Raw genomic sequence first — 25,813 nt, 5'->3', positions numbered from 1 at the left:
GTCGGCTTCTGACCCGTTGCTGCTTATGTGCCAGGGGTAGGGCTAGCCCACTGGTGGATAAAGTCGCCGACTCTCTGAGCAATGTCACTCTCGACTGTCCGCAGCCGCAGGATGGGAATGCCACTTCTAGCCAAAATATCATTCTTCAAGGCGTCCCGAGCCGCCTGCTCAGGTCGGTCGTGGTACCCGCCATCGACCTCAATCACCCCTAGCGGGGTCTTGCCCACTTTGAAATAGATCACGAAATCGCAACTGGCGCGCCTCATGAAAGCCCGCTGGCGCTCCGTCCATTCGGGGTTACCTGGCGATGCGAGCTGACCCAGCTTGATCTGAGCGTGGTACTTCAATGCCAGGAACGCCGGGGCGGACAGTGCCTCGCGCAGCAGTTGCGCCACGATCTGCTCGGACTTGTAGCGCGAATCCTCGGGCCGCAGGCGGGCATTCAAGCGCGCCAGGGACTGGTCGTACTCGCGGTACAGCAAATCGAATGCCGACACTACCGGCGCGCGTACGATCTGCTCGTCCTGCGTGTAATAGCTGATGTAGCGGATCAGGGCGGCGATGTGGCCATTGTTGTCGGTGAACACCTCATCGCCGGTCACCAGGGTGAAGCGATGTTTGGCCCGCGACACTGCCACATTGATCATGCGTGGATCGTCGACGAAATCCAGACGTCTTCGCGCTTGGTTGTAGCGCTTCTTGTCCAGCACGGTGGAGAAGACGATCTCGTCGCACTCCCGCCCCTGAAACTTGTGCACGGTGTCCTTGACGAAATCCGCCGGTAGGCGCGTGCCGGAGAGGTTGACCTGTGCCCGGAACGGGGCGATGTAACCGCGGCCTTCGCCGTCCATTCCGAAGGGCTGCCCCTCGTCCTCAAGCACCTTGAGCAGGGAGTCCAACTCCCGAAGGTTGGTGTTCTGCCGTGCGTGGTTGCCCTTGGCCGTCACCACCAGACGCAGGGGAGCTTCGCCCTTGTCCTCGGTCATCGGCACCAGTGTGTTGTCGTAGAACTGCTGGTTGCAGAACTGGATGATCCTGGGGTGGCAACGGTAATGCTCTTTCAGCAGGGTCCTGGGCAGCGCGTCCTGGAAAACGGCGATGCACGAATCCAGTAGGCTGTAATGCTCGCAATCGTAGGCCTCGGCAGGCGCCTGAAGTCCCAGTGTCACGGGGATGTGCGGTAACTGGCGGTTGTCTCCAACAACGATCAGGTTCTTTGCGCAGCCCAGTGGCAGGATGCCCGGCACGATGTCCTGCAAAGAGGCTTCGTCGATGATCACGTAGTCGAGGATCGCCCCCGGCGCGATCGAATTGACGATGGAGTGCGTGCCGCTGCCCAGGATAGGGAAGCGCTGCACGAAGGCATCGAAATGCCTGCAGTAAGTTTTGACATCAAAGCTGTCCGACGGCGGTACCTGAAGATGCAGATGCTGCTTCAGATGGTGCATCGACGCTGTTGTCAGTTCTTTCAGCAGAGCCGTGAAATTCGCGCGTGCCAACGATTCACGGCACGCCCGCAGTTCCGCTTCCTTGTCCCGTAGCGACTTGTCGTAGTAATGCATCTGCAGTGCATGGAAAACGGCCATGCGCGCCTCGCCCTCGGCGAATGGCTTGGTGCGAAAGATTCTGAATTTGAACAGTAGCTCGATGCGGTCTTTGAGATGAATGCGCTGCTCGCCGAGGTAAGCCAGATAGGCCATGAGATCCGCAGTCTTGTGCGGTGTCAGCCCGTACTTATCGAGCGAGCCTGTGGCCTGCACATCGCTTTCTGCCTGCCACTGCTGCAGGTAGCGCCGCTCGATGACCAGCTCGTCCAGCTCGATTTGCAGTTGTGCCGCCCTGTTGTGGTCTTGCAGGTGCTGCTTCAAACGGGTCAGCAAGGCCTGGATCTCATCCAGGGAGGGTGCCGGCTCGGGCGCGCTTGATGGCCACGCAGGCAGGTCGGCGAAGAAGGCCTTACGTTTGTCCTGGTTGCCAAGCTTGGCGACCAAGTGGCCCAAGCCATATTTCTCCAGCTTTTCGTAGACGTTTTCCACGGCAGCATTGTTGTTGGACAGCACCGCTACCGTCTGCCCACGTAACAGAATATTGGCGAGGATGTTGAGGATCGTCTGGGTTTTGCCGGTCCCTGGCGGGCCTTCGATCACGCTGATTTGCGCGCTGAACGCCCGCTCCACCGCCTGAAGCTGACTCTCGTTAAGCCCGAACGGATAGATGAGCCCCTGACCCAGCGCCAGCGTGCCGTTGCGCCCCGTACAATAGGCTTGCAAGGCAGTGCCAGCAATGGCGGGCAGTTTTCCGAGCTGGCGCACCACATTGTCGGCAATTTCACGATCAGTCTTCGACTCAGCGTGATCCTGTCGGGCATTCGCCACGGTAGTGAAATAGCGGAAGACCGGCGTGTCCTTCATCGATGTCGGGGCGGTAAAGCCGATGCCGTCCATCTTGTAGACATAGGGCTTTTCGGCGCCCGGGTAGTGCACGACGGCATATCGCTCGCCGTAAATCGTAGCTTTGGCAATGGGCGTGGCGATCGTGCTGCCGGGCTTGTGCAGCAATACATTGGTCAACTCGCGGGTGGGCGAAACTTGGCAGTTACTGAGCGGGCGGATGTATTTTTTCTTGGAGGGGAAGTGACAGGTCAGTTCCAGGGTTTCGTACTTGTCGCTCCAGCGAATCGCCCAGTCGCTGATTTTTGCGGTCTTGTCCTCACCATCCACCTGAACCGAAACCATATTCCTTATCCCTATGCACATGACATCCGGCTTCGCCTCGCGCCGAATGCTACTTTCTCCAAGAGGAGTCATATTGCCATCATTACGTGCAGGGTCGATAGCCGGTTCATGCGTTTAGTCATCTTCCGTGCTTCTCGTCGAGAGCAGCTCATCGCAAACGGCAGCAATCGACTGTGAATTCAACCGGTCGATGCAACACAACTAAATTCTGTGTAAGCAGAAGGAGTGTTGCAGATGAAGCAGAGACCTCGGATCTATTACACCGAAAGCCAGAAAAAACTGATGTGGGATCACTGGCAAAAAGGCGACTCTCTTCAGCACATCGCCCAACTATTTGATCGAAACCACTCATCGATACAGCGCATCTTGGCGGAGACCGGGGGCATCAGACCCGCTGTACGGCGCAGGTCCAGATTGGCCCTGACGTTGGCTGAACGCGAAGATATTTCGCGTGCAGTGGTGGCAGGTAACTCGATCCGTTCCATAGCCGCGCTTCTAGGGCGAGCAGCCTCTACGATCAGTCGTGAGATCAGACGCAACGGTGGCCAAGGCAGCTATCGGGCTAATCGAGCTGATCAGTCTGCCTGGGATCGCGCCCATCGACCCAAGGTCTGCAAGCTTGTTGAGAACCGAGCGGTGGCGCAAATTGTTGCAGACAAGCTTCAACTGCAGTGGTCACCGGAACAAATTGCCGGCTGGCTGAAACGCACCTACCCGGACGATACGAGCTATCAGGTGTCACACGAGACGATCTATCGCACCCTCTTCATACAGGCTCGCGGGGCTCTGAAGAAGGAGTTGCTTGAGCATTTACGGCGAACGCGAGCCATGCGTCGCTCGCGCCATCACACGCAGAAGAAAGAAAATCACGGTCGAATCACAGACGCGGTATCGATCCGCGAACGCCCGGCCGCGGCTCAGGATCGGGCGGTACCAGGTCAATGGGAAGGTGACCTGCTGTGCGGTAGCAGGAACATCCAAATTGCCACTCCTGTGGAGCGTCATACACGTTACGTAATGCTGGTGAAGTTGGCTGGTAAGGATACCGAGACGGTCATCAGCGCCCTGATCGAAAACGCCCGCGAACTTCCCGAGGGACTCTACCAATCGCTGACGTGGGATCGCGGCAAAGAGATGGCTGACCATAAGCGCTTTACGGTGGCTACCGACATCAAGGTCTACTTCTGCGACCCTCATCGCCAATGGCAACGGGGATCGAATGAGAACACCAACGGGTTGTTAAGGCAGTACTTCCCGAAAGGGACCGACCTTGCGGAGCACTCGCAAGCCACGCTCAATGAAGTGGCAAGGCAGCTGAACAGCCGCCCCCGGAAAACACTAAACTACGAAACGCCCACTGAACGATTTAGCCAATCTGTTGCATCGACCGGTTGAATCCACAACCCAGAGCGGTCATTCATGTAGGTCAGCTAACGGCCAAAAGCGGTCAAAAACAATCATCCAACAATGTCGTCCCGGTCAACAGCTTCGGAGTGCTTAGCTACGCTCTAGGGCGTATATGCCATGACCAGCGTTGAAGTCGTAGCGTATCCGTTGAAGAGCGGATGCGTGCGCCGCGATCGCTGTATGGCGCGTTTTTATTCAATCTGTGTCTAACATTCTCCTATTGACCGCCCTACCATCGGCCGCTCCGTCCAGGTGCATACGATGAAAGATATTCCCGGCAACATCGATTTTTCAGGCTTGACGGCCCGTCGGCTAGGGCCAAATGACCGTGAGATCATTTGTGTGCACCGTGAAACGATGTTCCTTGAGGCGGGAGGAGACCCATCGGAGTTGCGGGTGATGACTGAGCACTTCCGGCCCTGGTTGCACCAGCGCCTATTCGATGGCCGCTACTACGGTTTTGCGCTGATGGACACGGGGCAGCCTGTGGCGGCGATAGGTCTGATGAATATCGACTGGCCACCTCATCCGTCCCATCCGGCCTTAGACCAGCGCGGCTATGTGCTGAATGTTTTCGTCGAACCTGCTTACCGGCGCCGGGGCCTGGCTTCAACCCTGATGAAGTTGGCTGAAGCCGAATTTGCGCAACGCGGAATGAGTTTTGCCGTGCTACACGCGACCAAGGCCGGCAAGCCGGTGTATGAAGGACTGGGCTGGGCGAATACATCTGAGATGGCAAAAACCGTTTCGTGATTTGACTGCCTATCTAGGAGCCTGGTCGCCGATTCTAGCTGTTGATGAAAGGCTGCTTTGGGTCGTTAGCTGCCGGTCGTGGGTGACTGCTTTCGACCCAGAGCTGCCGGTGTATGGCATCCAGGTGGGAGCGGGCTTGCCCCGCGATCCGGGCCATGGGCATTGTCTATCACGCGGCCATGACCCTATCGCGGGACAAGCCCGCTCCCACCGTCTAATCGCCGTTCGAGCGGACGATCCCCCTACTCAGCGATAACCCGATACCGCGCCAGATTCAGCGCAACCAGCAACGCCACCATCGCCATCAACGCCCCTGCCAGAAACCCGCCGCTGTAGCCGGCCTGCGCGGTCAACCCCAGCAACAGCGAGGACGACAGCATCTCGCCCAGGTCGCGGGTGCTTTGCACGGCGGTCATGTCGGTGCCGGCCTGGTCGCTTTGCCCGGCAAACGCCATCGATGCGGTCATGATCGCCACCGAGCTAGCGCCGGTGGCAAACGAGCCCAGCCCTACCGCCAGCCAGATCAACCCGACCTGGGTCGCCACTACCCCGCTGGCCTGCAGCAGCCAGACCAGTGCGGCCACCCCGGCCATGGCCACCGCCAGCATGAACGCCGGCCACAAGCCCAGCACGCGGATCAGCCAGGCACCACCGCCGCAACCCAGGACGATGGTCACCACCCCGCCGCTCATGCCCAGTTGGCCGATGGCCTGCAAGGACCAGCCGGCATCGTTGAGGAACAGTTTCGACAAGCCGAACCCGGAGACCGCGGTCATGGCCGAGAGCAGCGCCAGCACCACCAGCGACACGGCCTTGGGCCGTTTGATAAAGCGCAGCAGGCTTGCGTGCGCTACGTCCGGCTGTTTTTCCTTCGCGGGTGCTACGTGCAGCCAGCCTACGCAGCACAGGCTCGCCAATGGCACCAGCGCCAACAGGCCAAAGGCCGTGGTTTGCCCGAAGTGGCCACTGAGCAACAGCGCCCCGGCACCACCGACGAAGAAGCCGAACATGGTGCCGCCGACCTGGATCGCGTTGATCCGCGCCAGCATGTTCTCACTGAAATACTCGGCGGCCATGCCATCGGTGGCGATGTCCTGGGTGGCGCTGGCGAACGAGGCAAGGATCAGCAGGCCCACGGCCCAGCCTGCGGTGTCGACACTCAGGCCAATGCTCGCCAGGGTCACCAGGCACAGCAGCACCAGGATCTGCATCGGCATGATCCAGCTGCGCCGCCGCCCCAGGCGCGGGTTCCAGAGGTTGTCCACTTGCGGTGCCCAGATGAATTTCACCACCCACGGCAGGCCCACCAGCGGCAGGAAGGCCAGGGCATCAAGTGCAGCACCGTCGTGGCGCAACAGCGTGGGCAAGGCATCCATGGCGATGCCGAAGCAAATGCCCTGGGAGAGGTACAACAGGGCGAACGTCAGCACCATGCGCCAATGTTTCAACAGATCCAGCATTTGAGTCTCCAATCAAACAGCGTTGGCGTCGGCAGCCCGTGCCATACGCGTAAAAAGAGTCAGGCGGCGCACCGCCCACAGGGCACTGGCGCCACCGAGCAGCAGCACCAGGTCGATCGGCCAGACGACCAGGTTGGCGTGCACCAGGCTGCCAGCCAGGTGCAAGGCGCCGGCGCTCAGGTAAGCCAGGCCGGCCACGCTCAACAGCAGGCGCAACGGTTGCCGCTGAGGCGGCATGAGCGCCGCCAGCAGCAGGCTGGCGGTCCAGCTGCCCCAGAAGCACCCCGGCAGCACGCTGGGCGGCAACAGCCCCAGATTGGCCAGCGCTCCGGCGCACAGCAGTACAGCGCTGGCAGCCAGCAGCCCGCCGCCGCCACCGACGACCATTCGCAGCAGCACTTGCCAACCCGCGCCTGCCTTGAGCCGCCGGCGCTCCAGCCACAGGTACAGGCCGCTGAGGACCAGCACCGCCGCCGCCAATGCCATGCCGAAATGCACCGCGCGCAACAGCGGCCCCGCGTGGGGCAGCCAGCGATAGTCGGCAAAGTGCAGCGGCTGCACCGCAATGAACGCCTGCAACCAGAACCCACGCCCACTCGCGCTGCTGGTGCCCAGGGGCTGGCCGTCATCGCCGCGGTAGGCATGCCGCTCGAACACGGCGGTACTGGGCAGCCCCTGCTCGATGCCGGCCACTTCCACCCAGGCCCCGGGTTCACCCCAGCGATGCAGCGTGACGCTCTGGGCGGCAAAGCCTGGGTGCGCCGCCGCGTCGTTGTGCAGCAGTTGATCGAGATCGAGCGCCTGGGTCGTGGCGGCCTGCGGCTCGACCTGCGGCGGGGCGCCGAGCAACTGCATGAACGCTTGCTGCGGGGCCCCGGGAAACGCCTGCCCAGCCAGGGCCACCGTGCCGAGGGCGCCGAGGCCGGACAGCGCCCCGGTGACCCCGAACAACAGCAGCCACGGCCCGGCCCAGCGGCCGATCAGGCTGTGCAGGTCATGGGCCAGCACCCGCAGGCCGCGGTCGCGGCGCAAGCGCTTGAGGTCCTGCAAACGCCCGCTGTGCAGCGCGCTGCCCGCCCAGATCATCAGCAACAACACCACGCCCAGCAGGCTGATCAGGATCCGCCCGGGGAACCCGCTAAACAGGCTCTTGTGCAGGTTGAAGAGGATGTCGGCTGCATTTACCGGCGCCAACTCCCGGCCAGTGGCCGGGTCCAGTTCCAGAGTGCACTGGTTGGCTGAAGCGCATAGTTCAACCACCGCACGCTGACCATCGGGCAAGCGGATGTGCAACGCCTCCGGCGCCAGGCCATGCCGGCTCGCCACCTCCAGCCACTGCGTCAGGGGCAGTGTTGGCCCTGGTGCCAAGGCTGCCGGGCCGCGAAACCAGGTGCGCAAGTCTTCATGGGCCATGCTCCAGGCCCCGCTGAGCAGAATCACGAACAGCAGCAGGCCAAACACGCCTCCAGCGCCGGAATGCACGCGCTGCACCAGCGCCCGCGGTGCCCCCATCATGTCCGGGTCCCTTCCCACAACAGCCATGGGGTGAACAGCAACAGCCAGACGCCGGAGCGATAGACCACACGCTGGCGATCTGGCGCCAGTAGCGCCCACAGCAGCACCGTCACGAGAAAGCCCAAGCCGAGAAAAATCCCGGCGTAGAGCCGCTCAAGCCCGCCGCCCCAGGGATAGTGCCGGGCCAGCAGCACCGCCAGTTGCAGGCTGCTCAGCACACTGCCGGCCAGTGCAAGCCAGATGCGCAGTGGCCATGGCCCGAGGCCGGGGGTTGCCATCAGAACGTGCCTCGCAGGGTCATGTTGAGGCTGCGCGGCTCACCGTAGCGGTTGTTCCAGTTGGGGGTGGACAGGCTCTGGTAGTACTTGCGGTCGGCCAGGTTGTTGCCATTGAGCGAGGCCGTCCAGTGCTCGTCGATGCGATAGGCAACCCGCGCGTTGAGCAACGCATAACCGCCCTGCTCCATCGACACGGCGCCCGATTGCGCAGAGAAATCACTTTGCGCCTGCACCCCGGCACCAACACTCCAGCGCCGGTCCTGCCACGGCAGCTCGTACTGGCTCCAGAGTCGCAGCATGTGCCGGGGAGTGAACTCGGCATAGCGGTCGCCCGAAGTGCTGCGGGTGTCTTTGAGGTACTCGGTGGTGGTGTAGGTATAGCCGGCGAACAGGCTCCAGTCCGGGGTGATGTAGCCGGTACTTTCCAGCTCGAAGCCCTGGCTGCGCACCTTGCCGCCGCTGATGTAATAGGTGTTTGGCCCGGCACCTGGGTGTTCGGGGTCAACCTGCGGATTGTTTTCCAGGTCGATGCGAAACGCTGCCAGGGAAACGTTCAGGCGCCCCTCCAGCAACTCGCCCTTGATCCCGGTCTCATAGGTCTTGCCTTCCACCGGCTTGAGCAGTTCACCGCTCCAGGTCTGCCCGGTCTGCGGCTGGAAGACTTCGGCATAGCTGGCGTACCACGACCAGTCCTGGGCGAAGTCCCAGATCAGCCCGCCGTAGGGGGTGATCTCGCGCCCGGGTTTGAAGTGATCGCCCGGCGCGTCCTGGTCCCACCAGCTGGCCCGGGCGCCGACCACCAGGGTCAGCGGATCGAGCAGCTTGAAACGGGTCAGCGCGTAGACGCCCTTGGACGTGGTCGTGGTCGAGCCCGGCGAGGTATAGGCGCCGATACCCGGCTTGGGCACGCTGTGCGGGTCCCAGCGATAGACGTTCACCGGCACGTTCAGCGGCGTGGTGAAGTTCGCCATGCGCTGTTCGGTTTCACCCTGGCTGTAGTTGCTGCCCAGCAGCAACTCATGGCTGCGGCCGAACAACGTAAACGGCCCGTTGAGCGATGCATCAACGCTCTTCTGGGTACTCTCGAACTTGTATGCGGCGCCCATCAGATGCCCGCCGTCGCCGGTAAGCGGATCGATTGCACCAAAGGCCCCGGCATAGCGCAGGCTGGAATCTGCGTCCTGGTACTCGGCAGCGATTTTGGCTTTCCAGTCGTGGTCCAGTTGCTGTTCCAGCGAGCCGAACACCCGGCGCGTGGTCCACTTGAAGCGATCCCAGTCGACATCCAGGTAAGTGGAGCGCGGCAGGTTCAGGCTCGACCCATCCTTGGCCATCGGCACGCCGGCCATGTTGGTCACCGAATCGATGGTCTGGTACTGCGCGCCCAGGGTCAGCAGGGTGTCCGGGCTCAGGTCGAATTCGCTGATGCCGTAGAGCAGCTGGGTGTCCTGCTTGCCGATATCGTAGAAGTAGTCACGGTCCTCGTAGGCCGCAACCATCCGCCCACGCACATTGCCGGAGTCGGTCAACGGCCCGCCGACGTCGATCTCACCGCGGTAACGGTCCCAGCTACCGCCACTCAAGGTAGTGCTGGCGGCAAAGTCCTTTTGCGGGCGCTTGCGCACCAGGTTGACGGTGGCTGCCGGGTTGCCACTGCCATGCAGCAGGCCGTTGGAGCCGCGCAGGATCTCGACCCGTTCATACACCGCCATGTCCTGCGGTGAACTGGCGGTGTCGCCGAGCAAGGCCGGCACCCCATCGAGCTCGAAGGAGTTGATCTTGAAGCCGCGCACGTAATAGGCGGTGGTCAGCAACTGGAACGGCTGCACAGTGACCCCGGTGGCCTGCTGCATCACTTCATCGAGGCTGAACAGGTTCTGTTGCTCGATACGCTCGTGGTCGATCACGCTCACCGATTGCGGGGTCTCGCGCAACTTGAGCGGCATCTTGCCAATGGTGGTGACACCGGGTGCGGTCACGCTACTTGCGCTGTCCTTGCCGGTGATCTCGATGTTGCCCAGCTGCAGCGTCCCGCTGCCACTCTCTGCAGCAATGGCCAGCGCCAGGGGATTCAAGCCCAGCACCAGCACCATCCCCAGATGCGCCCGGCGATGCTGGCCACCCCGTCCTGCCTTTGCGACTCCCAGATATAACATTGCCCCGCCCCATTTCGATAATAATTCTCATTAGTATCCTTCAAACGAGTGGGTGAACTTTTCGATTTAGTGACTTTTTCAATTGATGCCCGGCACCAATGCCCTTAGCCGTCGACACGCTGCTGCTCGATGAACTGCGCATACCACGGGTGGGTGGCGAGCAACTGTTCGTGGCTGCCGCAGCCGCTCAAGCGTCCGGCCTCAAGCACCAGGATCTGATCGGCGTCACGCACCAGCGCCGGGTTGTGCGACACCAGCACCAGTGTGCGCCGGCCACGCAACGCCCGCAGGCTGCGATTGACCCGCGCCTCGCTGCGCGCATCGAGACTGGCGGTGGGTTCGTCGAGCAACACGATCGGCGCTTCGGACAGCAGCGCCCGCGCCAGGCCCACTCGCTGGCGCTGACCACCCGACAGCAAGGCACCGCCCGGGCCGACTTCGCTGTGCCAGCCATCCGCCAGGCTGGCGAGCACCTCATCCAGCGCAGCCGCTTCGGCGGCCTGCTGCAGTTGCGCCGGTGTCGCCTGTGGCCGCGCCATGCTGACATTCCACAGCAGGCTGCCGGCGAACAGGCCGCTGTCCTGGAACACCTGGGTCAGCTGCGCGGCGAGGGTCTGCTCGCTCAACTGGCGGATGTCCACCTGGCCCAGGCGCACTTCGCCGGCCTGGGCATCCATCCCGCGGCCAAGCAAGGCCAGCAGCGTGCTTTTACCGGCCCCCGAAGGCCCGACAATAGCCGTGAAAGTGCCGGGCGCGCAGTGCAGGTCGAGGTCCTTGAGCAGGTGCTCGCCGTGTTCGCCGTAGCTGTTCAAACCCTGGCCCTGAAGGCTGGCATCCCGTGGTTGCAGGCCGGGTTGCGGGCTGAACAGTATTGGTTCGCCCAGCACCCCCAGCACCTGCGCCAAGGCCTGCCAGGCCATGCGCAAGGCCTGGTCCAGTTGCGCCAGCTGCGACAGCGGCTCGACAAAGCGCACCAGCAAGACCAGCACTGCCACCAGCAGCGCCCCCGGCAAGTGCCCGGCAGCCACCGCCAGCACCCCGCCGGCGAGCACCGCCGAAAACACCAGTTGCACTGCGCTGGCAAAGCCCAGGCTGGCGGGCAGTGCCCGGCGATTGAGCGAACGGGTCGCCTGATGTTGTTGCTGCAGGGCCTCGCGCAGGGCTACCTGGCCCTGACTGGCATCAGCACTGCTGCGCATCAGCGGCTGCTGCTCGGCGAAGGCTTGCAGCAGTTGCCCGGCGTGACGATCCACCGCCTGGCGCTGTTGCTCCAGCTCCAGGCTGCGCCGCCCGGCCCAGCGCAGCAGGCCGAACAACGGCAGGTAGGCCAGCGCCAGCAGCAGCGCCAGCCGAGGCGCGATGGCGAACAGGCCGAAGACCACCACCGTCGGCGTGACCAACGCGGTTATCAACGGTGCCAACAGGTGCGCCGGGATGCTCATGCTATTGAACACCGGCCCGCGAACCAGGTCCTCAAGATGACGTTGCCGGCCCAGCGGCAGCCGTGGCAAATGCGCCAGCAGACGCGACACCAGCCCCGCCGCCAGCCCCGCCCCGGCCAGGTAACCACGACGCTGGGCGATGTAGCTGACCAGGGCGTGCAGCAGCGTCAGGCCGAGCAATAGCCACACAGGCTGCAGCGCATCAGGAGCCGCAGGGTCGAACCAGGCCAGCATCAGCGGCACCAGTGCCAGCCCGGCCAGGCCATCGAGCACGGCGGCCAGCACCATCCAGATCAAGGCCCCGCGCAGGGTTTGCCAGGTGCGCAGTGGCAGTTGGCGCAGGGACGAAAAAACGCTCATGACACAGGCTCCATTTGATCGGCGCTCGACATTTGTTCACGCCACAACTGACGGTAAAGGCCGTCCGTGGCCAGCAACTGCTGGTGACAGCCGCGCTGCACAATCCGGCCTTCGTTCAGCACCAGGATCTGCTCGGCATGGCAGATGCTCTGCAACCGGTGGGCAACGATCAGCCGGGTACGCCCGGCCGCCCCCTCATGCAAGGCAGTGCGCAAGGCCCGCTCGGTTTGCGGATCGGTCGCCGAGGTCGGCTCGTCCAAGAGCATGATCGGCGCGCTCGAGAGCAGCGCGCGGGCGATGGCCAGGCGTTGCAGCTCGCCGCCAGAGAGCCTTACGTCGTCACCAGCGATGCTCGCGTAGCCCTTGGGCAAGGCCATGATCCGGCTGTCCAGGCACGCCGCCCGCGCGGCCTGGCGAATCTGCGCCAGGCTCGAGTCGGGCTGGTACAGGGCGATGTTCTGCGCCAGGGACAAACGCAGCGCGCCGGCGTGCTGGAACACCAGGGCCAGATGACGTTGCAGTTGCTGGCTGGCGACCTGGCGAACATCCACCCCGCCCACCAGCACCTGCCCGCTGTCGACGTCCATGAACCGTGCAATCAACCCGGCCAGGGTGCTTTTGCCCGCGCCCGACGGCCCCACCAGCGCCGTGGTGGTGCCCGGTTCCAGGCGCAGGTTGATCGCCGCCAGCACCGGGACCGAGCCATGGGCGAAGTACACCTCACGCATTTCCACGCTGGCGTCCCTGGGCACTTGCGGCGCGTCGGGTTCGGCCAACGGCGGCGTACTCAACACCGCCTGCAGGCGCTGCGCGCTGACCCGCGCACTGTTGAGGGCATCGAGGCCGTGCCCCATCGCCAACACTGGTGCGGCCATGGCCCGTACCAGCAACAGGAAGGCGCACAACTGCGCCGCGCCCACCTCGGCCAGTCCCGCCAGCAAAGCCCCGAGCACCACCCAGGCCAGCAGCCAGGGTGCGCCGAGCAGCACCTGGATCAGCGCAGCGAGATGACCGGCGCGGCTCACCCAGTGGCTGAAGCGTTGGTCGAATTGGTGCACCGCCTGTTGCAGGCTGCGGTGGATGCCCGCACCCGGAAACTGGCGCACCAGTCCCAGGTTCGCGGCAAACTGACTGTAAGCGCTGAACAACTGCTGGATCGCAGCATTACGCCGTTCGACATCTTCGCGGTAATGGGCCGAGCCCAGCCGCCAGTAACCCAGCACTCCCAACCCCAGTGGTAGCAGGCACCAGAGCGCCAAACCGCTGCCGCTCCACAGCAGGTAGCTCAGGGTGGCCAGAGGAATCAGCAGCAGGTTGACCAGATCGGTCGGGGCATGGCCGACCAGTTGGTGCAGCGCCCGCACATCCTGTTCGGCATAACGGGTGACGCCGTCGGCCCCCAGCCGCGCGAACCAGCCCAGGGGCAAGCGTTGCAGATGCTCGGCCAGGCGCACCCGCAAGCGGTTGCACAGGTCGGCATCCACGCTGTGGGTGAGGTGCAGTGCCAGGGTCTGGCCACACAGCCACAGGGCCGAGCCGAACACCGCCAGCAGCACCCAGCCCATCACCCCAGGCGCCAACGGCGGCGCCTGGTGCAGGCCGTCGGCCAGATGCGCCAGGGCTATCAACGGCACCAGCGAACTGATCCCGGCGATGGCCTGCACCGCCACCGCTAGCCACAAGCGCGCGCGAAAAGGCTGCAACAATGCCCGCAATTCGGGCCCCAGAAAGTTCATCGGCAACCCTCCAGGGCCTGCGCCAGGCTTGCCGCCGGCAGCGCCTGGGGTGGCGTTTCGGGAAAGCCGATGGCCGCTGTCACCTGCTGCCAGAGCCCGACCACTTCCAGGCTGCGCTGTTGCCGACGCACCAGGCCGACGCCGTCGAGCAACGGTTGCAGGGCACTGGCCGCCGCCTGTGGCCAGACCTGGCGATAGACCTGCCCCCAATCGGTGGCGGCGTCCTGCAGCACTTCGACACACGGCAAGGCGACGCCAGTCAGATCGAACAACCCGTGCACATCCTCGCTCGGCGCACGCACCGCCGGCATCCACAGCAGCGGCCCATGGGGCGAGGCCAGCAGCAGGGTGCCGCTGTCGGTGGCGAGGCTGATGCGCTGGAGCATCTGCATGCGCCCGTCATCGGCCGCCGCCAGTTCGTTGAGCACGCGTAACGACACCGGTACCTCAGCCATGATCAGGCTGATATCGCGCCACGGCGACAGCGCCGGCGCCAGATTGTCCAGCGACCACGGCCCCACCGACTCCAGTAGCGCCGCCAGCAAATCCAGGGTCGCGTAGCTGACCTGCACCGCGCAGTTGGCCTCGATGTGGCGAATCCCCTGCTGGCGATGCAACTGCTGGCCGAGCTCGATAAAGCGCGCCACCCACGGCAATTGCGGATAGAAACTGTTGAGCAGGCAACGCCGCTGCAAGCGCGCCGCAGTACGCAACAGCTCGTGCAACTCCTGGGGCAACAGCGGGTGTTCGATCAGCACATCCATGCCACGCACCATCAACGCTTGCGCCAGGGCCGGGCCCTGCTCGCCGCGTGCCGCGCCGCCCACCGCCACGCAGGCCAGGCGGGTATCGTCGGGCACCTGTTCGAGGGCGTCGAAACACGGCACCTGCAGGTGCCGGGCCAGGGCCTGTGAGCGACGACTGCCCTGCCCCAGCACGCCCACCAGTTCGAGGTTGTCGGCGGCAGCGACACCGGCGGCATAGAACTGGCCGAAGCGCGAGCCCACCACCAGGGTTTTGACGGGGTTGTTCATGGACGGTGTTCCTCCAGCAAGTGACGACTGAGCCCGGCGCTCAGGCAATCGAAGTGATTGCCGCGCAGGGTCTGCACGGTGAGCGGCGCCAGCGATGCCGCCTGCCACCAGGCCTGCAGGCTGGCCTGGTGATTGGCGATCAAGGGGTTGCTGACGCTCGGCACGAACAGGCGCACGGCGCCGACATAAGGCGCGCTGTCGCTGTAGTGACTGGCCCGCACCGAATGGGCGAACACCCGGTACAGCTGCTCATCGGCGATGCCACGGGCGGCGGCCAGCACCCGGGACTTGAGCTGCGCTGCGTCGAAATGTGGCAAGACTCCACTCAGGCTGCCCGCGGCCAGGTGCTGCGGCGAATCCTTCAGCCCCTGGGCCAGTGCGGCGTGCAGTTGTTCGGCAGACGGCAAGCCCAGCGCCTGCGCATCCAGGCCAAGGGTGGCGGCGAAGCTGTAGAGAATCAGCAGCTCATCGTCCACCCGATAGGGAATGCGGTAGCTGGAGACAATGTCCACCTGGCGCACCTCGGCCCCCAGTTGCAGCAATGCCTTGGCCAGTTCCAGGGTCACCAGCCCGCCGGAGCAGTAGCCCAGCAGGTCGAAGCTGCGCCGGCCGCTGTCCCACAAGGCCTGGGCATAGCGTTTGCCGAGGGTCGCATTCACGTGTTGCGCAGGCAGGCGCAGGTAGCCCTCGCTGTCGTGCACCGCGAGCCCCAGCAGCGGGCCGCTGCCCGCCAGTTCCGCGATCAACCCGCGATAAGGCAGCAACGTGCCGAGGCCCTCATGCACCAGCACCCGGGCAACGCCCTCGCCAGCGGCCAGTTCGCTCAGGGCATCCAGCCGCACGCGCCCGGTCAACGGCGCTCGGGTCGTATCCAGGGCGGGCGTTGCCGGTTGTTCCGGGGCCGGCGCCTCAGTGCACGATTCGCTGCGCAGGCGCTGCGCCAGGCCGGCCGGGGTCGGCTGGCTGAGGGCCCAGCGCAGCAGGCGGTCGAAGGGGTGCGCACGGGCCAGGGGTTCCTGTTCGCGCACGCCGGCGATCAATTGGGCGATCAGCAGCGAGTCACCACCGGCGGCGAAGAAATCCTGCTCGGCCGACAGGTCGCTGCAGTCGAGCACTCGCTGCCAGTGACCGATCAGGCGCTGCACCAGCTCATCACCCACCTCGGCCCGTACCTGGCGCACCGGTTCCAATTGGCGCTGCTGCGCCTGCGTGGTCAGGGCGCGGCGGTCGATCTTGCCGTTGGCGGTCACCGGCAGGCGGTCCAGCACTCGCACCTGGGCCGGCACCATGTAACGCGGCACCCGCTCGGCAATAAACGTCAGCAAGGTCTGGGCAGGCAACAGTGGCCGGTCGGTTTTCATCCGCGCCACCAACAGGTCATAGCCCAGCACCGCCAGCACACTGGCCGGTGAAGCCAGGGCCTGGGCATGGTCCCCTGCTTCACCGTTGAGCCAATCCAGCCACTGTTGCCGGTGCACGAACAACTGCCCGTTGGCCACGCGCAAGTCCTCGGGCGTCTCCATCATCAGGCTTTGGCTGATACTGATTTCCCGGTGCTCGCGGGTCAGCTCCTGGATCACCAGCCAGGCATCGGCTTGCAACAACTGGCGCAGGCCGGCCAGCAGGCGTGGGGTATCGAGGGCATTGTTCAAGGCCCCGGAACTGAGCACAAGGTCCACCGAGCCTGCATGCAGGCCCTGCTCGCAGGCGGGCTTGTTCATGTCAAAGTGCATGAAGCGCACCCATGGGTACTCGGCAAAGCGTTCCCGTGCTGCATTGAGGAAGTAGCTGGAAACATCGGAGAACAGGTAGTCGATCTGCACACCGGCTGCCACCAACGGTGCCAGCGCCGGAATGACCGAGGCACTGGCCGCGCCAGTGCCAGCACCGACTTCAAGAATGCGCCAGCTACGCTGCCCTTCACGGGCAACAATCGCGCTCACCGCCTCGGCCATGGCCTGGTGCAGCACCTGTGCATGCAGGCCGCGGCTGTACATGGCTTCGGCAATATGTGCCGAGCCTTGCGGGAACATCAGGCTCGCCGGGCTCAGCCGGCCGTCCAGTTGCTCGGCCAGGCGCATTGCGCTGCCACGCAGGTAATCCACCAGTTCCACCGGCCAAAGCCCCGCCGGCGCCCGTTCAGCGAAGTGCGCCCAGGCTGCTGCTTGATCGACCTCGCCCGGGTCCACGGCGCAGCGCCAGCCCGTGCCCTGGCGTTGCAGAAAGCCGCTGTCGGTCAACAGGGTCAGCCAATGGCGCAACAGGCGTTGCTGGCCTGGCTCCAGTTTCAGGGCCTGACACAGCGGGGCAAACTCTACGTCCTGCGCCAACGCCAGCAAACCACTGCCGGCCAGCCAGTGCAGCAGCGATGCATCTGCCGCCCGGTCCAGCGCCGCCAGGGCGGCCTGAATTTCCTCACGGGGGCCGAAATCGGCCTGCTCCAGGGTGTCGCGCGCCTTGGCCACAACCCGGGCCAGTTCCTCGCCCACCCGCTGGGTATCGCTGGCCGAAGCCTGCAAGGTGACAAAGCTGCACAACGAACGCTCGTGGCGCTCGCCCAGCAGTACCGTGGTGCTGGCTGCAATCTGTGGATGGGCCAGCCAGCCGGCGTCGATTTCCGCCAGTTCGATGCGATGGCCACGGATCTTCACCTGATCGTCCTGGCGTCCGAGAAACTCGATCAGGCCGTCCTCATCCAGGTAACGTCCCAGGTCCCCGGTACGATACAGGCGCCGTCCGCTGGCATGGATGATGAAGCGTTCGGCGGTACGCTGCGGGTCTTCGGCGTAGCCGAGGGCCAGGCCAAGGCCACCGATATGAATCTCGCCGCGTACCCCCGGCGGGCATTGCCTGCCGAGGCTGTCGAGCACTTCCAGGGTCTGGCCGTTGAGGGCGCGGCCATAAGGGATGCTCGGCAAGGCCGTGTCGGCGGGACGGATGGGATGCTCTACCGACCAGATGGCCGCCTCGGTCGCGCCACCCAGGCTGAACAGCTGGCTGTCGGGCCAGCGCTGCCACCAGCGGGTCGGCAAGGTGGTGGGGATCCAGTCGCCGGACCACATCACGCAACGCGGCCCGGGAATCACAGCCGGCTCGGTCTCCAGGTAATCGATCAGCATCTGGCCCTGGGCCGGCACCGAGTTCCACAAGGTCACGCCGTGCTCACGCATCAGTTGCGCCCAGTGGGAGGGATCGGCGCCGCGTTCGGGGTCTGGCAGCACCACCTGCGCGCCGACCGCCGTAGCCCCGAAGAAGTCATACACCGACAGGTCGAAACTCAGCTCCGCCAGCCCCAGCACCCGGTCCTGGGCGTTGACGCCGTAGCGCTGGTTGATGTCGTCGAGGGTGTTGACCACCGCGCCATGGCTGAGCATCACGCCCTTGGGCGTACCGGTGGAGCCGGAGGTGTAGATGATGTAGGCCAGGTCACCGGCTTGCACCGCCAGCGGTTCGCGCGGCGGCCAGTGGCTGGCGGCGGCGAGGCTGTCGATGGCGATACGCGGCAGCTCAAGGCCCGCCGGCAAGGCCTCGGCCTCCAGGCTGATGACGGCGGCAATCCCGGCGTCACGCAAAATGGCTTCGCGGCGCAGGGCCGGTTGCCGGATATCAATGGGCACATAGGCGGCGCCCATCTGGTTGATACCCAGCACCGCCATCAGTTGCCAGGCGCTCTTGGGCAGCATCACCGCCACCCGCGCGCCGGGCGCTACCTCAAGCGCCTCCAGCGCCGCGCGTACGGCGTCGGCGTGCTGGGCAACCTGACGGTAGCTGTAATGCCCGGCGCGGTCGCTGATCACCGGCGCGTCCGGGGTGCGCAGCGCCTGGCGGGCAAAGCCGCTGGCGATGTTGCGGTCCAGGGCCTTGTGCGCCGAGAGCCGCGGCGGCCGTTGTTGGGTCAACACGATGTCGCCGCGCACTTGCCACAGCTGCGCATCTGCGGACAGGCGCTGCAGCAGGTCGACATAAGCGTCGAACATCTGCGCGGCCATGCCTTGCGGCAGCACGCCGACGCGCACGTCCCAGCCGATCTGCAAACCACCGTACTGGTCGCTGACCTGGCAATCGATCCACACCTGGGGCGTCTGGCTGATCATGTAGCTCGGCGGCTGCAACAAGCGTCCGCAATCCCCCAGCAGGCGCTCGACGCTGCCAATGCCGCTGGTGAACACCACCGGCATCAGGTCGGCGCCACGCCCCTGGACCCGTGCCAGCTCGCGCAATACCTCGACCCCGGTAAAGCGGCTGTGATCCAGGTCATCGAACAACTGCGCGCCGATACGCCGCGCCCGCTGGACAAAGTTCGCGCCGCTGGCGCCGTGCACCGCCAGCAGGCTCAGGGCGGTGAAGTCGCCCAGCACCTGGCCCAGTTGCGGGTGCAGGTCCGGCCGGTTGAGTACGGTGAGGTTCAGGCAGAAATCGGCGCTCTGGCTCCAGCGCCCGATTACCTCGGCGAACGCCGCCAGGGTGACGCCCGCAGCGCTTAAGCCCTGGGCGCTGGCCAGGGCACAGAGGGCGTTCCACTGGGCCGCGCTCAATGCGCCATGGTGGTGCTCGAAGCGGCGCGAGGCGATCCCGGCGTCATCGCTCAGGGGCAGGTCCGGACGCCCGGGTAGACTATCGAGGCGCGCCAGCCACCAGGCCTTGTCCCGTTGCCAGGCGGCGCTTTCACGCACCTCATGTTCATGCTGCAGGTAGTCGCGATAGGTCGCCTCCAGCACCGGCCAATGCCGCGTCGGCTCCAGGTAGCGCTGGGTCAGTTCCACCAGCAACAGTTGCAGGCTGGCGTAATCGAGCAAGGTGAAATCCACCGAACAATGCAGGATCGCCCGTTCCGCGCCCAGGCTCACTTCCGGCAACAGGATCGGCCATTGGTCGAGGGCATGGCAGGCATGATCCAGGCGCTCGCGCACCTGCTGCAGATGCGCTTCGAACGCCAGCGGCGAGGCCTGGCGCAGGTCATGCAGCGGCAAGCGTTGCCAGGGCACCTGGGCCTGCACGCACTGGCGGCTGTTGTCGTGCACCACCGCGCGCAACATCGGGTGGCGCTGTACCAGGGCGTTCCAGGCCTGGTTCAGTTGCTCGATGTCGACATTGGCCGGCCAGGGGTACTCGACGTACAGGTGGCAGGCGTTGCCGCCATAGTCGAACGCCGGGTTGCGCCCCAGCACATAGGCGCCCTGCACCGCGCTCAGGGCAAAAGGTTGCAGCGCCTGCCCGGGTTGCGAGCGCCACTGCGCGCGTGGCGACAGATGGACCATCAGTGCTTCACGCTGGGCGCGGATGCGCTCGGCCAGGGCCGGGTCCAGCGCCCCTTGCGGCGCGCGAAAACGCAACTGGCCTTCAGTGGCCCAGAGTTCGATCTGGCGTTCACGGCAGATGTGCAACAGGTCATCCAGGCTCATAGCACGCCCTCCTCAATGGCAGCACTGCTCGCCAGCAGCGCGGCCATGCCCGCCAATGTCGGCTGCAGGTAGAAATCACTCATGCGCAGGCTGACGCCCATCTGCTCGCGCACGCTGGCCAACAGACGGGTAGCCAGCAGGCTGTCGCCACCCAGGCTGAAAAAGCTGCCTTGGGCATTGCGCACCGGGCGTCCCAGCACCGCCTCCCAGCACACGGCCAAAGGTTGCAATGTCGGGCTCAGCTCGCCCTCTTCGCTGCTGGCCGGCTGGCGGCGTTGCAATGCCTGAGTCATGCAGGCCTGCAGGCGGCTGCGGTCGATCTTGGCGTTGGCATTGAGCGCCAGACGCGGCAGGCACCAGAGGTGTTCGGGGCGCATCGCTTGCGGCAAGCGCTGTTGCAGCCAGTGCTGCAGGCTGTCGCCGGTCAAGGCGTCGGCCGCGGCCGTGGCGCTGACCAGCAGCATCGCCGGGTTCTGCCACAGGCAGTGCAGGTCGGCAAAGCCGCTGTGCCCGAGCATGCGCGCGATCTGCGCGGGGTCGGCCAACACCGGTGTGCGGCTGTCGAGCAGTGCCGCGCTGACCAGGCGTAGCGGCGAATCGCGCAACAGCTCGGCCAGCAGCAGGCGGCCGCCTGGCTTGAGCAACGCCTGGGCCAGGTTCAGGCAGTCGGCGGGCTGGGCATAGCCGTGCAAGGCGGCGAAGCTGATCACCAGGTCGTATTGGCAGCAATGCTCAACGGGCAACAGGCTGTCCAGCAGCAGTTGGCTGGCAGCACCCTGGCGCTTGCCGGCGGTGGCAGCCAGCAGGCCGGGGCTGGTTTCGAACAGGGTCACTTGCAGGTCGCAGTGGCTCAGGTGATCGAGCCATTGCTCGAGCAACTGCCCGCCGCGCACATCCAGCACCGCGACCCTCAGCGGCCCGGCCTGGGCACTGCACTGCTGCTGCACAGCCTGGCTCATGGCATCCAGCAACTGGCGCCCGGCCGGCAGGTTGAGGGCCATGGCCTGGGGGGCCAACAACGGATCGAACAGCACCTGCGTGGCGCCGCCTTCGCTGCACAACAGCGACTGCAGCGCGCCGACCATGGCCTGCAGGTCGGCCTCCCGCCAGCCCAGTTGTGCCAATGCATCACCGAGGCTCAGCGACTCGGCGGGTTGCCCGCGCAACCACTGGCGCCAGGTGTCCAGCAGTGGCAGCGCCGGCAACGCTTGCCCGTGCAGCAGACGTTGCAGCAGTTCAGCGGTAACCCGGGCTTCAGCTTGCGGCGTGTCGTCCAGTAATGACCGGCCTTGCCATGCATCCGCGGCGACCTTGACCGGCGCTGCGTTCAGCACCAGCACCGCGCCGAGGCTGGCCACCGTCCCCGGCAATACCGCCGCGCAGGCGCTGTCGATCAGCGGATGGGCGCTCAGCGCTGCCTCGATTTCGCCCAGTTCGATACGTTGCCCGCGAACCTTCACCTGCTGGTCGATACGGCCGAGAAACTCGATAGTACCGTCGCCCCAGAAGCGCCCGCGATCCCCGGTGTGGTACCAGCGCCCGCGCTCGTCGCTGCGAAAACGTTGTGCGGTCAGTTGCGGATCGTTGCGGTAGCCTCGCGCCAGGCTGCCACCGCCAATCAGCAATTGCCCCACCACCTGGTCGGGCACATCCCGACCGCTGTCATCGACCACCCGATAGGCCTGGCCGGCCAGGGGCTTGCCATAGGGGATCGAGGTCCAGTGGCCCGGCACTTCGTCGATGCTGTGCAGGTTCGACCAGATCCCGGCCTCGGTAGCGCCGCCCAGGCCATACACCCGGCACTGCGCTGTGGCCTGTCGGCGCAAGCGTGCGGCGAGGTCCAGGGCAATCCAGTCGCCCGACAGCAACACCGCCCGCAGGCTCTGGTAGTGACAGTCGCCCGCGGCAATGCCCAGGGCCATTTCCAGCAGCGCCGGCGCCGAGTTCCACAGGCTCACCCGGTGCTCGCCGATCAATTGCGCCCAGCGCGCCGCGTCGCGGGTTTCCTCGGGTTGCAGCAGCACCAGGCGGGCGCCCTGCCCCAGCACGCCGAACAGGTCGAACACCGACAGGTCGAAATCCAGCGCCGACACCGCCAGCAAGCAGTCATCGCGGTCGATTCCGAGCTCGGCCTGCAACGCGTCGATGGTATTCATTGCCGCGCCATGACTCACCTCGACCCCCTTGGGCACGCCGGTGGAGCCGGAGGTGTAGATCACATAGGCGCTGGCCTGCGGCGCCTGCACGCATGGCGCAGCCAGGGGCGCGGACTGCTCCAGGCGCGCCAGGTCCAGCCAGCGCAACGACGGGCTATCAGGCGTAAGCGTCGGCGGCGCCTCGGCAATCACCAGGCTGATGCCCGCTGCCGACTCGATCAGGCTACGGCGCGCCGGCGGTTGCGCGGTGTCGACGGGGACGTAGCAGCCACCGGCCGCCAGCACGCCGAACACCGCGACGATCTGCCCGAGCCCGCGCGGCAGGCAGACTTCCACCGCCTCGCCCTGGCGCATGCCGGCTTCCAGCAAGCCGGCGGCCACCCGTAGCGAACGCGTGGCCAGTTCACCGTAGGTGCAGCGTTGGGCGCCGCAGATCAGCGCCAGATCTTCCGGCCGCTGCCCGCTGTGGCGGAAGAAATCTTCCAGCAAGCCACGCCCCGGGGCGAGCGCCGGGACGCTGTTCTGGCGCGCGCGCCGGGCCTGTTGCGCCAGCGGCAGGAGTACCGGTTGCGGCAGGCTCCAGTCGCTGTCGGCAAGGCGCTGCAGCAGCTCGATGTAGGCCTGGAACATCGCCTCGAGCACGCCGTCGGCGAACAGTTCACTGATGCTGTCCCAGGCCAGCAACAGGCCGTCTTCGACCCGGTACAGCTGGTGGTCGAGCCACACCTGCGGGGTTTGCGAGAGCATATCGTGCAGGTCGCCAAACACTTCGCGAAAGCTCGCCGGGACAAACCCCGACTCGCTCAGGTTGCTGGAAAACACCACCGGCGCCGAACGCGGATGGCCCTGGCGCCGGCCTTCGCGCAGCACTTCCAGTGCGGGAAACGCCGAGCGGTCGATGGTGCCATGGAGGCTGCGCTGGAACTGCCGCACCGCTTCGGCGAAGGGCAATTGCGGTGCGTCCTGACACTCCACCAGCAGCAAAGTGGTGAAGTCGGCTATTACCTGATCGATGCCGGGCTGATCATCGTGACGGTCGAACAACGGCACGTTGAGCAGGAAGTTCGACTGCCCGCTCCAGCGCGCCAACACCGCATTGAAGGCGGTGGCGAACACGCAGGACAAGGTCAGGCCGTGGCCGGTAGCCTGGCGCTGCAAGCGCTCGGCTTCCGCGCCGCTGAGGACAAACGCCTGGCGGCTGAAGCGCGGTTCGCGGATCGACTCGGGCGCGCAGGCCAGCGGCAGCGCCGGGCCATCGGGCAACTGCGCCAGGCGTTGGCACCAGTACTCGCGGTCACGGGCATAAGCTTCGGCGCGGCGTAGCTGACGGCGCTTCAGATAGTCGGCAAAGTGCAGGGTCGGCGGCGCCGGCAACAACGCTGGCGCCAGGTAGGCCTGGCCCAGGTCCGCCATCAACAGGCGCAGGCTTTCCACGTCGACCGCCAGCAGGTCGACACTCAGCCAGACCCGGTCACGGCCGTCGGGCATCTGCACCAGGCCCACCAGCATCACTTGCCCAGCCTCCACCGCCAGGCATTGGTGCGAGCGCCAGCGGCGCAGTTCGGCCCAGGCTAGCTGCGCCGCTTGTGGTGAATGTTGGCGCCAGTCCTGATGGTCAAACACTGGCTGTGTCGGCGACGCCAGGATGCGTTGGCGGCCCTCGTTGAAACTGGCCCGCAGCATCGGGTGCCGGGCCTGCACCAGGCTCACAGCGGCTTCAAGGCGTCGCGGTTCGATGCCCTGGCAGTCGAACTCGAGCCAAGCGTGACAACTGATATTGCCCAGCACTTCAGCGGCGCCACGGCCCAGCCAGTAGGCCTGTTGCACGGCACTGAGTTCGAAGCTCTCCTCGCCTGCTGATGCAGGTGCAACGGCAGGCGCCAGCGTAGGTTGCAAGGTTTGCCCGCGCAACAGCGCCAGCCAGGCAGCCACGCTCGGCTCGGCACTCAACCGGGCAAAATCGACCTGTAGCCCGTGGCTGCGCAGGCGCTCTTGCAGATACATCAGGCGAATCGAATCCAGCCCGCAGCCGAGCAGGTTTTCCTCGTCGCCCAGGCTGTCGATTTCATCCACGGTGGCACCCAGCAACTGGGCGAGGTGTTCGATCAGCCAGGGGCGCAGCGGGTTGGCCGGGGGGGTGTCTGCTGTTGTCAGCTCGCTCATGAAAAGCTTCCTGTGACCCTTGAAAATAAAGTCTGCGCGGCTCACAAAGATGCAAGCCATTATCAAATGAGACTTTATCGCAAGCAGGTTTTCAGGAAGCGCTCAAGGCTTTAGATGCACAGGCCTTTTCATTCGATTCAGAGTCAGCGAGCCGTCAGCGGATCTCGCTGGGCGATACGCCGTAGCGTTTGCGAAAGGCGATGGAAAAATGCGCCGGGCTGTAACCCACGCCATAGGCGACGGTCGAGACGTTGCTCTCTTCATCGCTGAGCATGCGGTGCGCTTCACTCAGGCGATGTTCGTGCAGGTAGCCAAACACGCTGGTGCCAAACACCTTGCGAAACCCTGCGGTGAGTTTGCGTGGGCTCATGCCGACATGGGCGGCCAGGGCATTCAGGCTTGGCGGCTCCAGCAGCGAGCGCACCAGCCGATCGCGCGCCGCGTGCACGCGCTCGACATCCGATGAGGTGATGCGCAGCTTCTGTTCCGGCTGCGCGCGTTCGTCCAGCAGGAACTGCGCACTCAGGGCGGTCAATTCCAGGGCCTTGCCGCCCAGGTACAGCGAGCGGCTGGGGCCCTGCATCGGACAGGTGGCAATCTGCGTCGCCAGCGCCTGCATCGCCCGGGGCGCCGGGCGCACCATCATGTAGGGATCGCCCCCCCTGGCGGCCAGCAGCTTGCGCGGGGCCATGCCCAGGTGCCGGTCGAGAGACTCCAGGTCCAGCTGCACGATGGTGTAGCGCAGCGGCGTCGAGGTGCCGTAGATCTGCGAAGAGGTGAACTCGCCGTCATTGACGATGGTGCACAGGCTCGGGCCGCGGATCGATTGCTCGGCGTGCCCGGGGATCCGGCAGGACAACTCGCCACTCTGCACCAGGATCAGCTTGAGACCACGCTCCAGCGGGTCTTCGACCCAGGCCTCGCTCTCCGACCACAGGGTGCCGGTGACCAGGGTCATGTGCGGTTCCAGGTAGACCGTTCCGGGTTGGTTGCCCTTGGGGGCGGCCTGCTTCTCTGGGTGAGTTGGGGCGATGATCGTAATAGTCATTGGGTTTTCCCTTTTCCTGAGGCCATTACGTGGGGCCTGACCTGAAGTAACGGGAGGCTTGTAAGCCTTGAGCCTCCCTGTTTGAAGCCACTGCGCATTTCATCTAATGAAAAAGTCGCGGTACCGAAAGCCTTGGCGTTGAGATGCCCTCGGCAAAAGACAATGATA

13 protein-coding genes are annotated in these 25,813 nt (G+C 65.0%); 2 read left to right on the top strand and 11 right to left on the bottom strand.

Annotated elements, in window-relative coordinates:
• Positions 1 to 23: 23 nt before the first annotated feature.
• Positions 24 to 2,735 carry an AAA domain-containing protein gene (locus tag JV241A_RS10975; RefSeq protein ID WP_134062452.1) on the bottom strand — a complete coding sequence of 904 codons (2,712 nt, stop codon included), beginning with the start codon at positions 2,733 to 2,735 and terminating at the stop codon, positions 24 to 26.
• 234 nt (positions 2,736 to 2,969) lie between these two features.
• On the opposite strand from JV241A_RS10975, the gene JV241A_RS10970 reads away from it, so the two are divergent.
• Positions 2,970 to 4,130 (top strand): IS30 family transposase, encoded by a 1,161-nt coding sequence (locus JV241A_RS10970; protein ID WP_134062450.1) that lies wholly within the window; start codon positions 2,970 to 2,972, stop codon positions 4,128 to 4,130.
• Between the two features lie 273 nt (positions 4,131 to 4,403).
• Positions 4,404 to 4,895, top strand: a complete 492-nt coding sequence (locus JV241A_RS10965) for a GNAT family N-acetyltransferase (RefSeq protein WP_010225377.1) — start codon at positions 4,404 to 4,406, stop codon at positions 4,893 to 4,895.
• 242 nt (positions 4,896 to 5,137) lie between these two features.
• On the opposite strand, the gene JV241A_RS10960 is transcribed toward JV241A_RS10965, so the two are convergent.
• The 10 genes from JV241A_RS10960 to JV241A_RS10915 form a co-directional block, all read right to left on the bottom strand.
• The gene (locus JV241A_RS10960) at positions 5,138 to 6,355 is read right to left on the bottom strand and encodes a RhtX/FptX family siderophore transporter (protein ID WP_134062448.1); all 1,218 of its coding nucleotides are present in this window, start codon (positions 6,353 to 6,355) and stop codon (positions 5,138 to 5,140) included.
• Between the two features lie 12 nt (positions 6,356 to 6,367).
• Positions 6,368 to 7,870 (bottom strand): PepSY-associated TM helix domain-containing protein, encoded by a 1,503-nt coding sequence (locus JV241A_RS10955; RefSeq protein ID WP_166675680.1) that lies wholly within the window; start codon positions 7,868 to 7,870, stop codon positions 6,368 to 6,370.
• Positions 7,867 to 8,148: a hypothetical protein gene (locus JV241A_RS10950; RefSeq protein WP_134062444.1), complete on the bottom strand. Its 282-nt coding sequence runs from the start codon at positions 8,146 to 8,148 to the stop codon at positions 7,867 to 7,869. Before JV241A_RS10950 ends, JV241A_RS10955 begins: the two co-directional genes overlap by 4 nt.
• The gene (locus JV241A_RS10945; protein ID WP_205125910.1) at positions 8,148 to 10,304 is read right to left on the bottom strand and encodes a TonB-dependent siderophore receptor; all 2,157 of its coding nucleotides are present in this window, start codon (positions 10,302 to 10,304) and stop codon (positions 8,148 to 8,150) included. Before JV241A_RS10945 ends, JV241A_RS10950 begins: the two co-directional genes overlap by 1 nt.
• A gap of 104 nt (positions 10,305 to 10,408) precedes the next feature.
• A complete protein-coding gene (locus JV241A_RS10940; RefSeq protein WP_134062442.1) occupies positions 10,409 to 12,106 on the bottom strand; it encodes an ABC transporter ATP-binding protein in 1,698 nt (565 codons plus the stop codon).
• Positions 12,103 to 13,842 carry an ABC transporter ATP-binding protein gene (locus JV241A_RS10935; RefSeq protein ID WP_134062440.1) on the bottom strand — a complete coding sequence of 580 codons (1,740 nt, stop codon included), beginning with the start codon at positions 13,840 to 13,842 and terminating at the stop codon, positions 12,103 to 12,105. Before JV241A_RS10935 ends, JV241A_RS10940 begins: the two co-directional genes overlap by 4 nt.
• On the bottom strand, positions 13,839 to 14,876 hold the full coding sequence (locus JV241A_RS10930) for a Gfo/Idh/MocA family oxidoreductase (protein WP_134062438.1): 1,038 nt from the start codon (positions 14,874 to 14,876) through the stop codon (positions 13,839 to 13,841). Before JV241A_RS10930 ends, JV241A_RS10935 begins: the two co-directional genes overlap by 4 nt.
• On the bottom strand, positions 14,873 to 20,278 hold the full coding sequence (locus JV241A_RS10925) for a non-ribosomal peptide synthetase (protein WP_134062436.1): 5,406 nt from the start codon (positions 20,276 to 20,278) through the stop codon (positions 14,873 to 14,875). Before JV241A_RS10925 ends, JV241A_RS10930 begins: the two co-directional genes overlap by 4 nt.
• A complete protein-coding gene (locus tag JV241A_RS10920) occupies positions 20,275 to 24,597 on the bottom strand; it encodes a non-ribosomal peptide synthetase (protein WP_134062434.1) in 4,323 nt (1,440 codons plus the stop codon). Before JV241A_RS10920 ends, JV241A_RS10925 begins: the two co-directional genes overlap by 4 nt.
• A 154-nt stretch (positions 24,598 to 24,751) precedes the next feature.
• Positions 24,752 to 25,645, bottom strand: a complete 894-nt coding sequence (locus JV241A_RS10915) for an AraC family transcriptional regulator (RefSeq protein ID WP_115086438.1) — start codon at positions 25,643 to 25,645, stop codon at positions 24,752 to 24,754.
• Between the last annotated feature and the right edge of the window lie 168 nt (positions 25,646 to 25,813).

Origin of the sequence: Pseudomonas sp. JV241A (genome assembly GCF_900275665.1) — a bacterium.
Classification (GTDB): domain Bacteria; phylum Pseudomonadota; class Gammaproteobacteria; order Pseudomonadales; family Pseudomonadaceae; genus Aquipseudomonas; species Aquipseudomonas wadenswilerensis.
Note: the sequence above shows the minus strand (reverse complement) of the source record. Positions and strands in the feature narration are given on the sequence as shown.

Bases quoted from the DNA above. Each gene is read 5' to 3' on its own strand.
- JV241A_RS10960 (WP_134062448.1), bottom strand. From the start codon at position 6,355: ATGCTGGATCTGTTGAAACATTGGCGCATGGTGCTGACGTTCGCCCTG.
- JV241A_RS10975 (WP_134062452.1), bottom strand. From the start codon at position 2,735: ATGGTTTCGGTTCAGGTGGATGGTGAGGACAAGACCGCAAAAATCAGC.
- JV241A_RS10935 (WP_134062440.1), bottom strand. From the start codon at position 13,842: ATGAACTTTCTGGGGCCCGAATTGCGGGCATTGTTGCAGCCTTTTCGC.
- JV241A_RS10955 (WP_166675680.1), bottom strand. From the start codon at position 7,870: ATGATGGGGGCACCGCGGGCGCTGGTGCAGCGCGTGCATTCCGGCGCT.
- JV241A_RS10915 (WP_115086438.1), bottom strand. From the start codon at position 25,645: ATGACTATTACGATCATCGCCCCAACTCACCCAGAGAAGCAGGCCGCC.
- JV241A_RS10925 (WP_134062436.1), bottom strand. From the start codon at position 20,278: ATGAGCCTGGATGACCTGTTGCACATCTGCCGTGAACGCCAGATCGAA.
- JV241A_RS10965 (WP_010225377.1), top strand. From the start codon at position 4,404: ATGAAAGATATTCCCGGCAACATCGATTTTTCAGGCTTGACGGCCCGT.
- JV241A_RS10945 (WP_205125910.1), bottom strand. From the start codon at position 10,304: ATGTTATATCTGGGAGTCGCAAAGGCAGGACGGGGTGGCCAGCATCGC.
- JV241A_RS10930 (WP_134062438.1), bottom strand. From the start codon at position 14,876: ATGAACAACCCCGTCAAAACCCTGGTGGTGGGCTCGCGCTTCGGCCAG.
- JV241A_RS10950 (WP_134062444.1), bottom strand. From the start codon at position 8,148: ATGGCAACCCCCGGCCTCGGGCCATGGCCACTGCGCATCTGGCTTGCA.
- JV241A_RS10920 (WP_134062434.1), bottom strand. From the start codon at position 24,597: ATGAGCGAGCTGACAACAGCAGACACCCCCCCGGCCAACCCGCTGCGC.
- JV241A_RS10970 (WP_134062450.1), top strand. From the start codon at position 2,970: ATGAAGCAGAGACCTCGGATCTATTACACCGAAAGCCAGAAAAAACTG.
- JV241A_RS10940 (WP_134062442.1), bottom strand. From the start codon at position 12,106: ATGAGCGTTTTTTCGTCCCTGCGCCAACTGCCACTGCGCACCTGGCAA.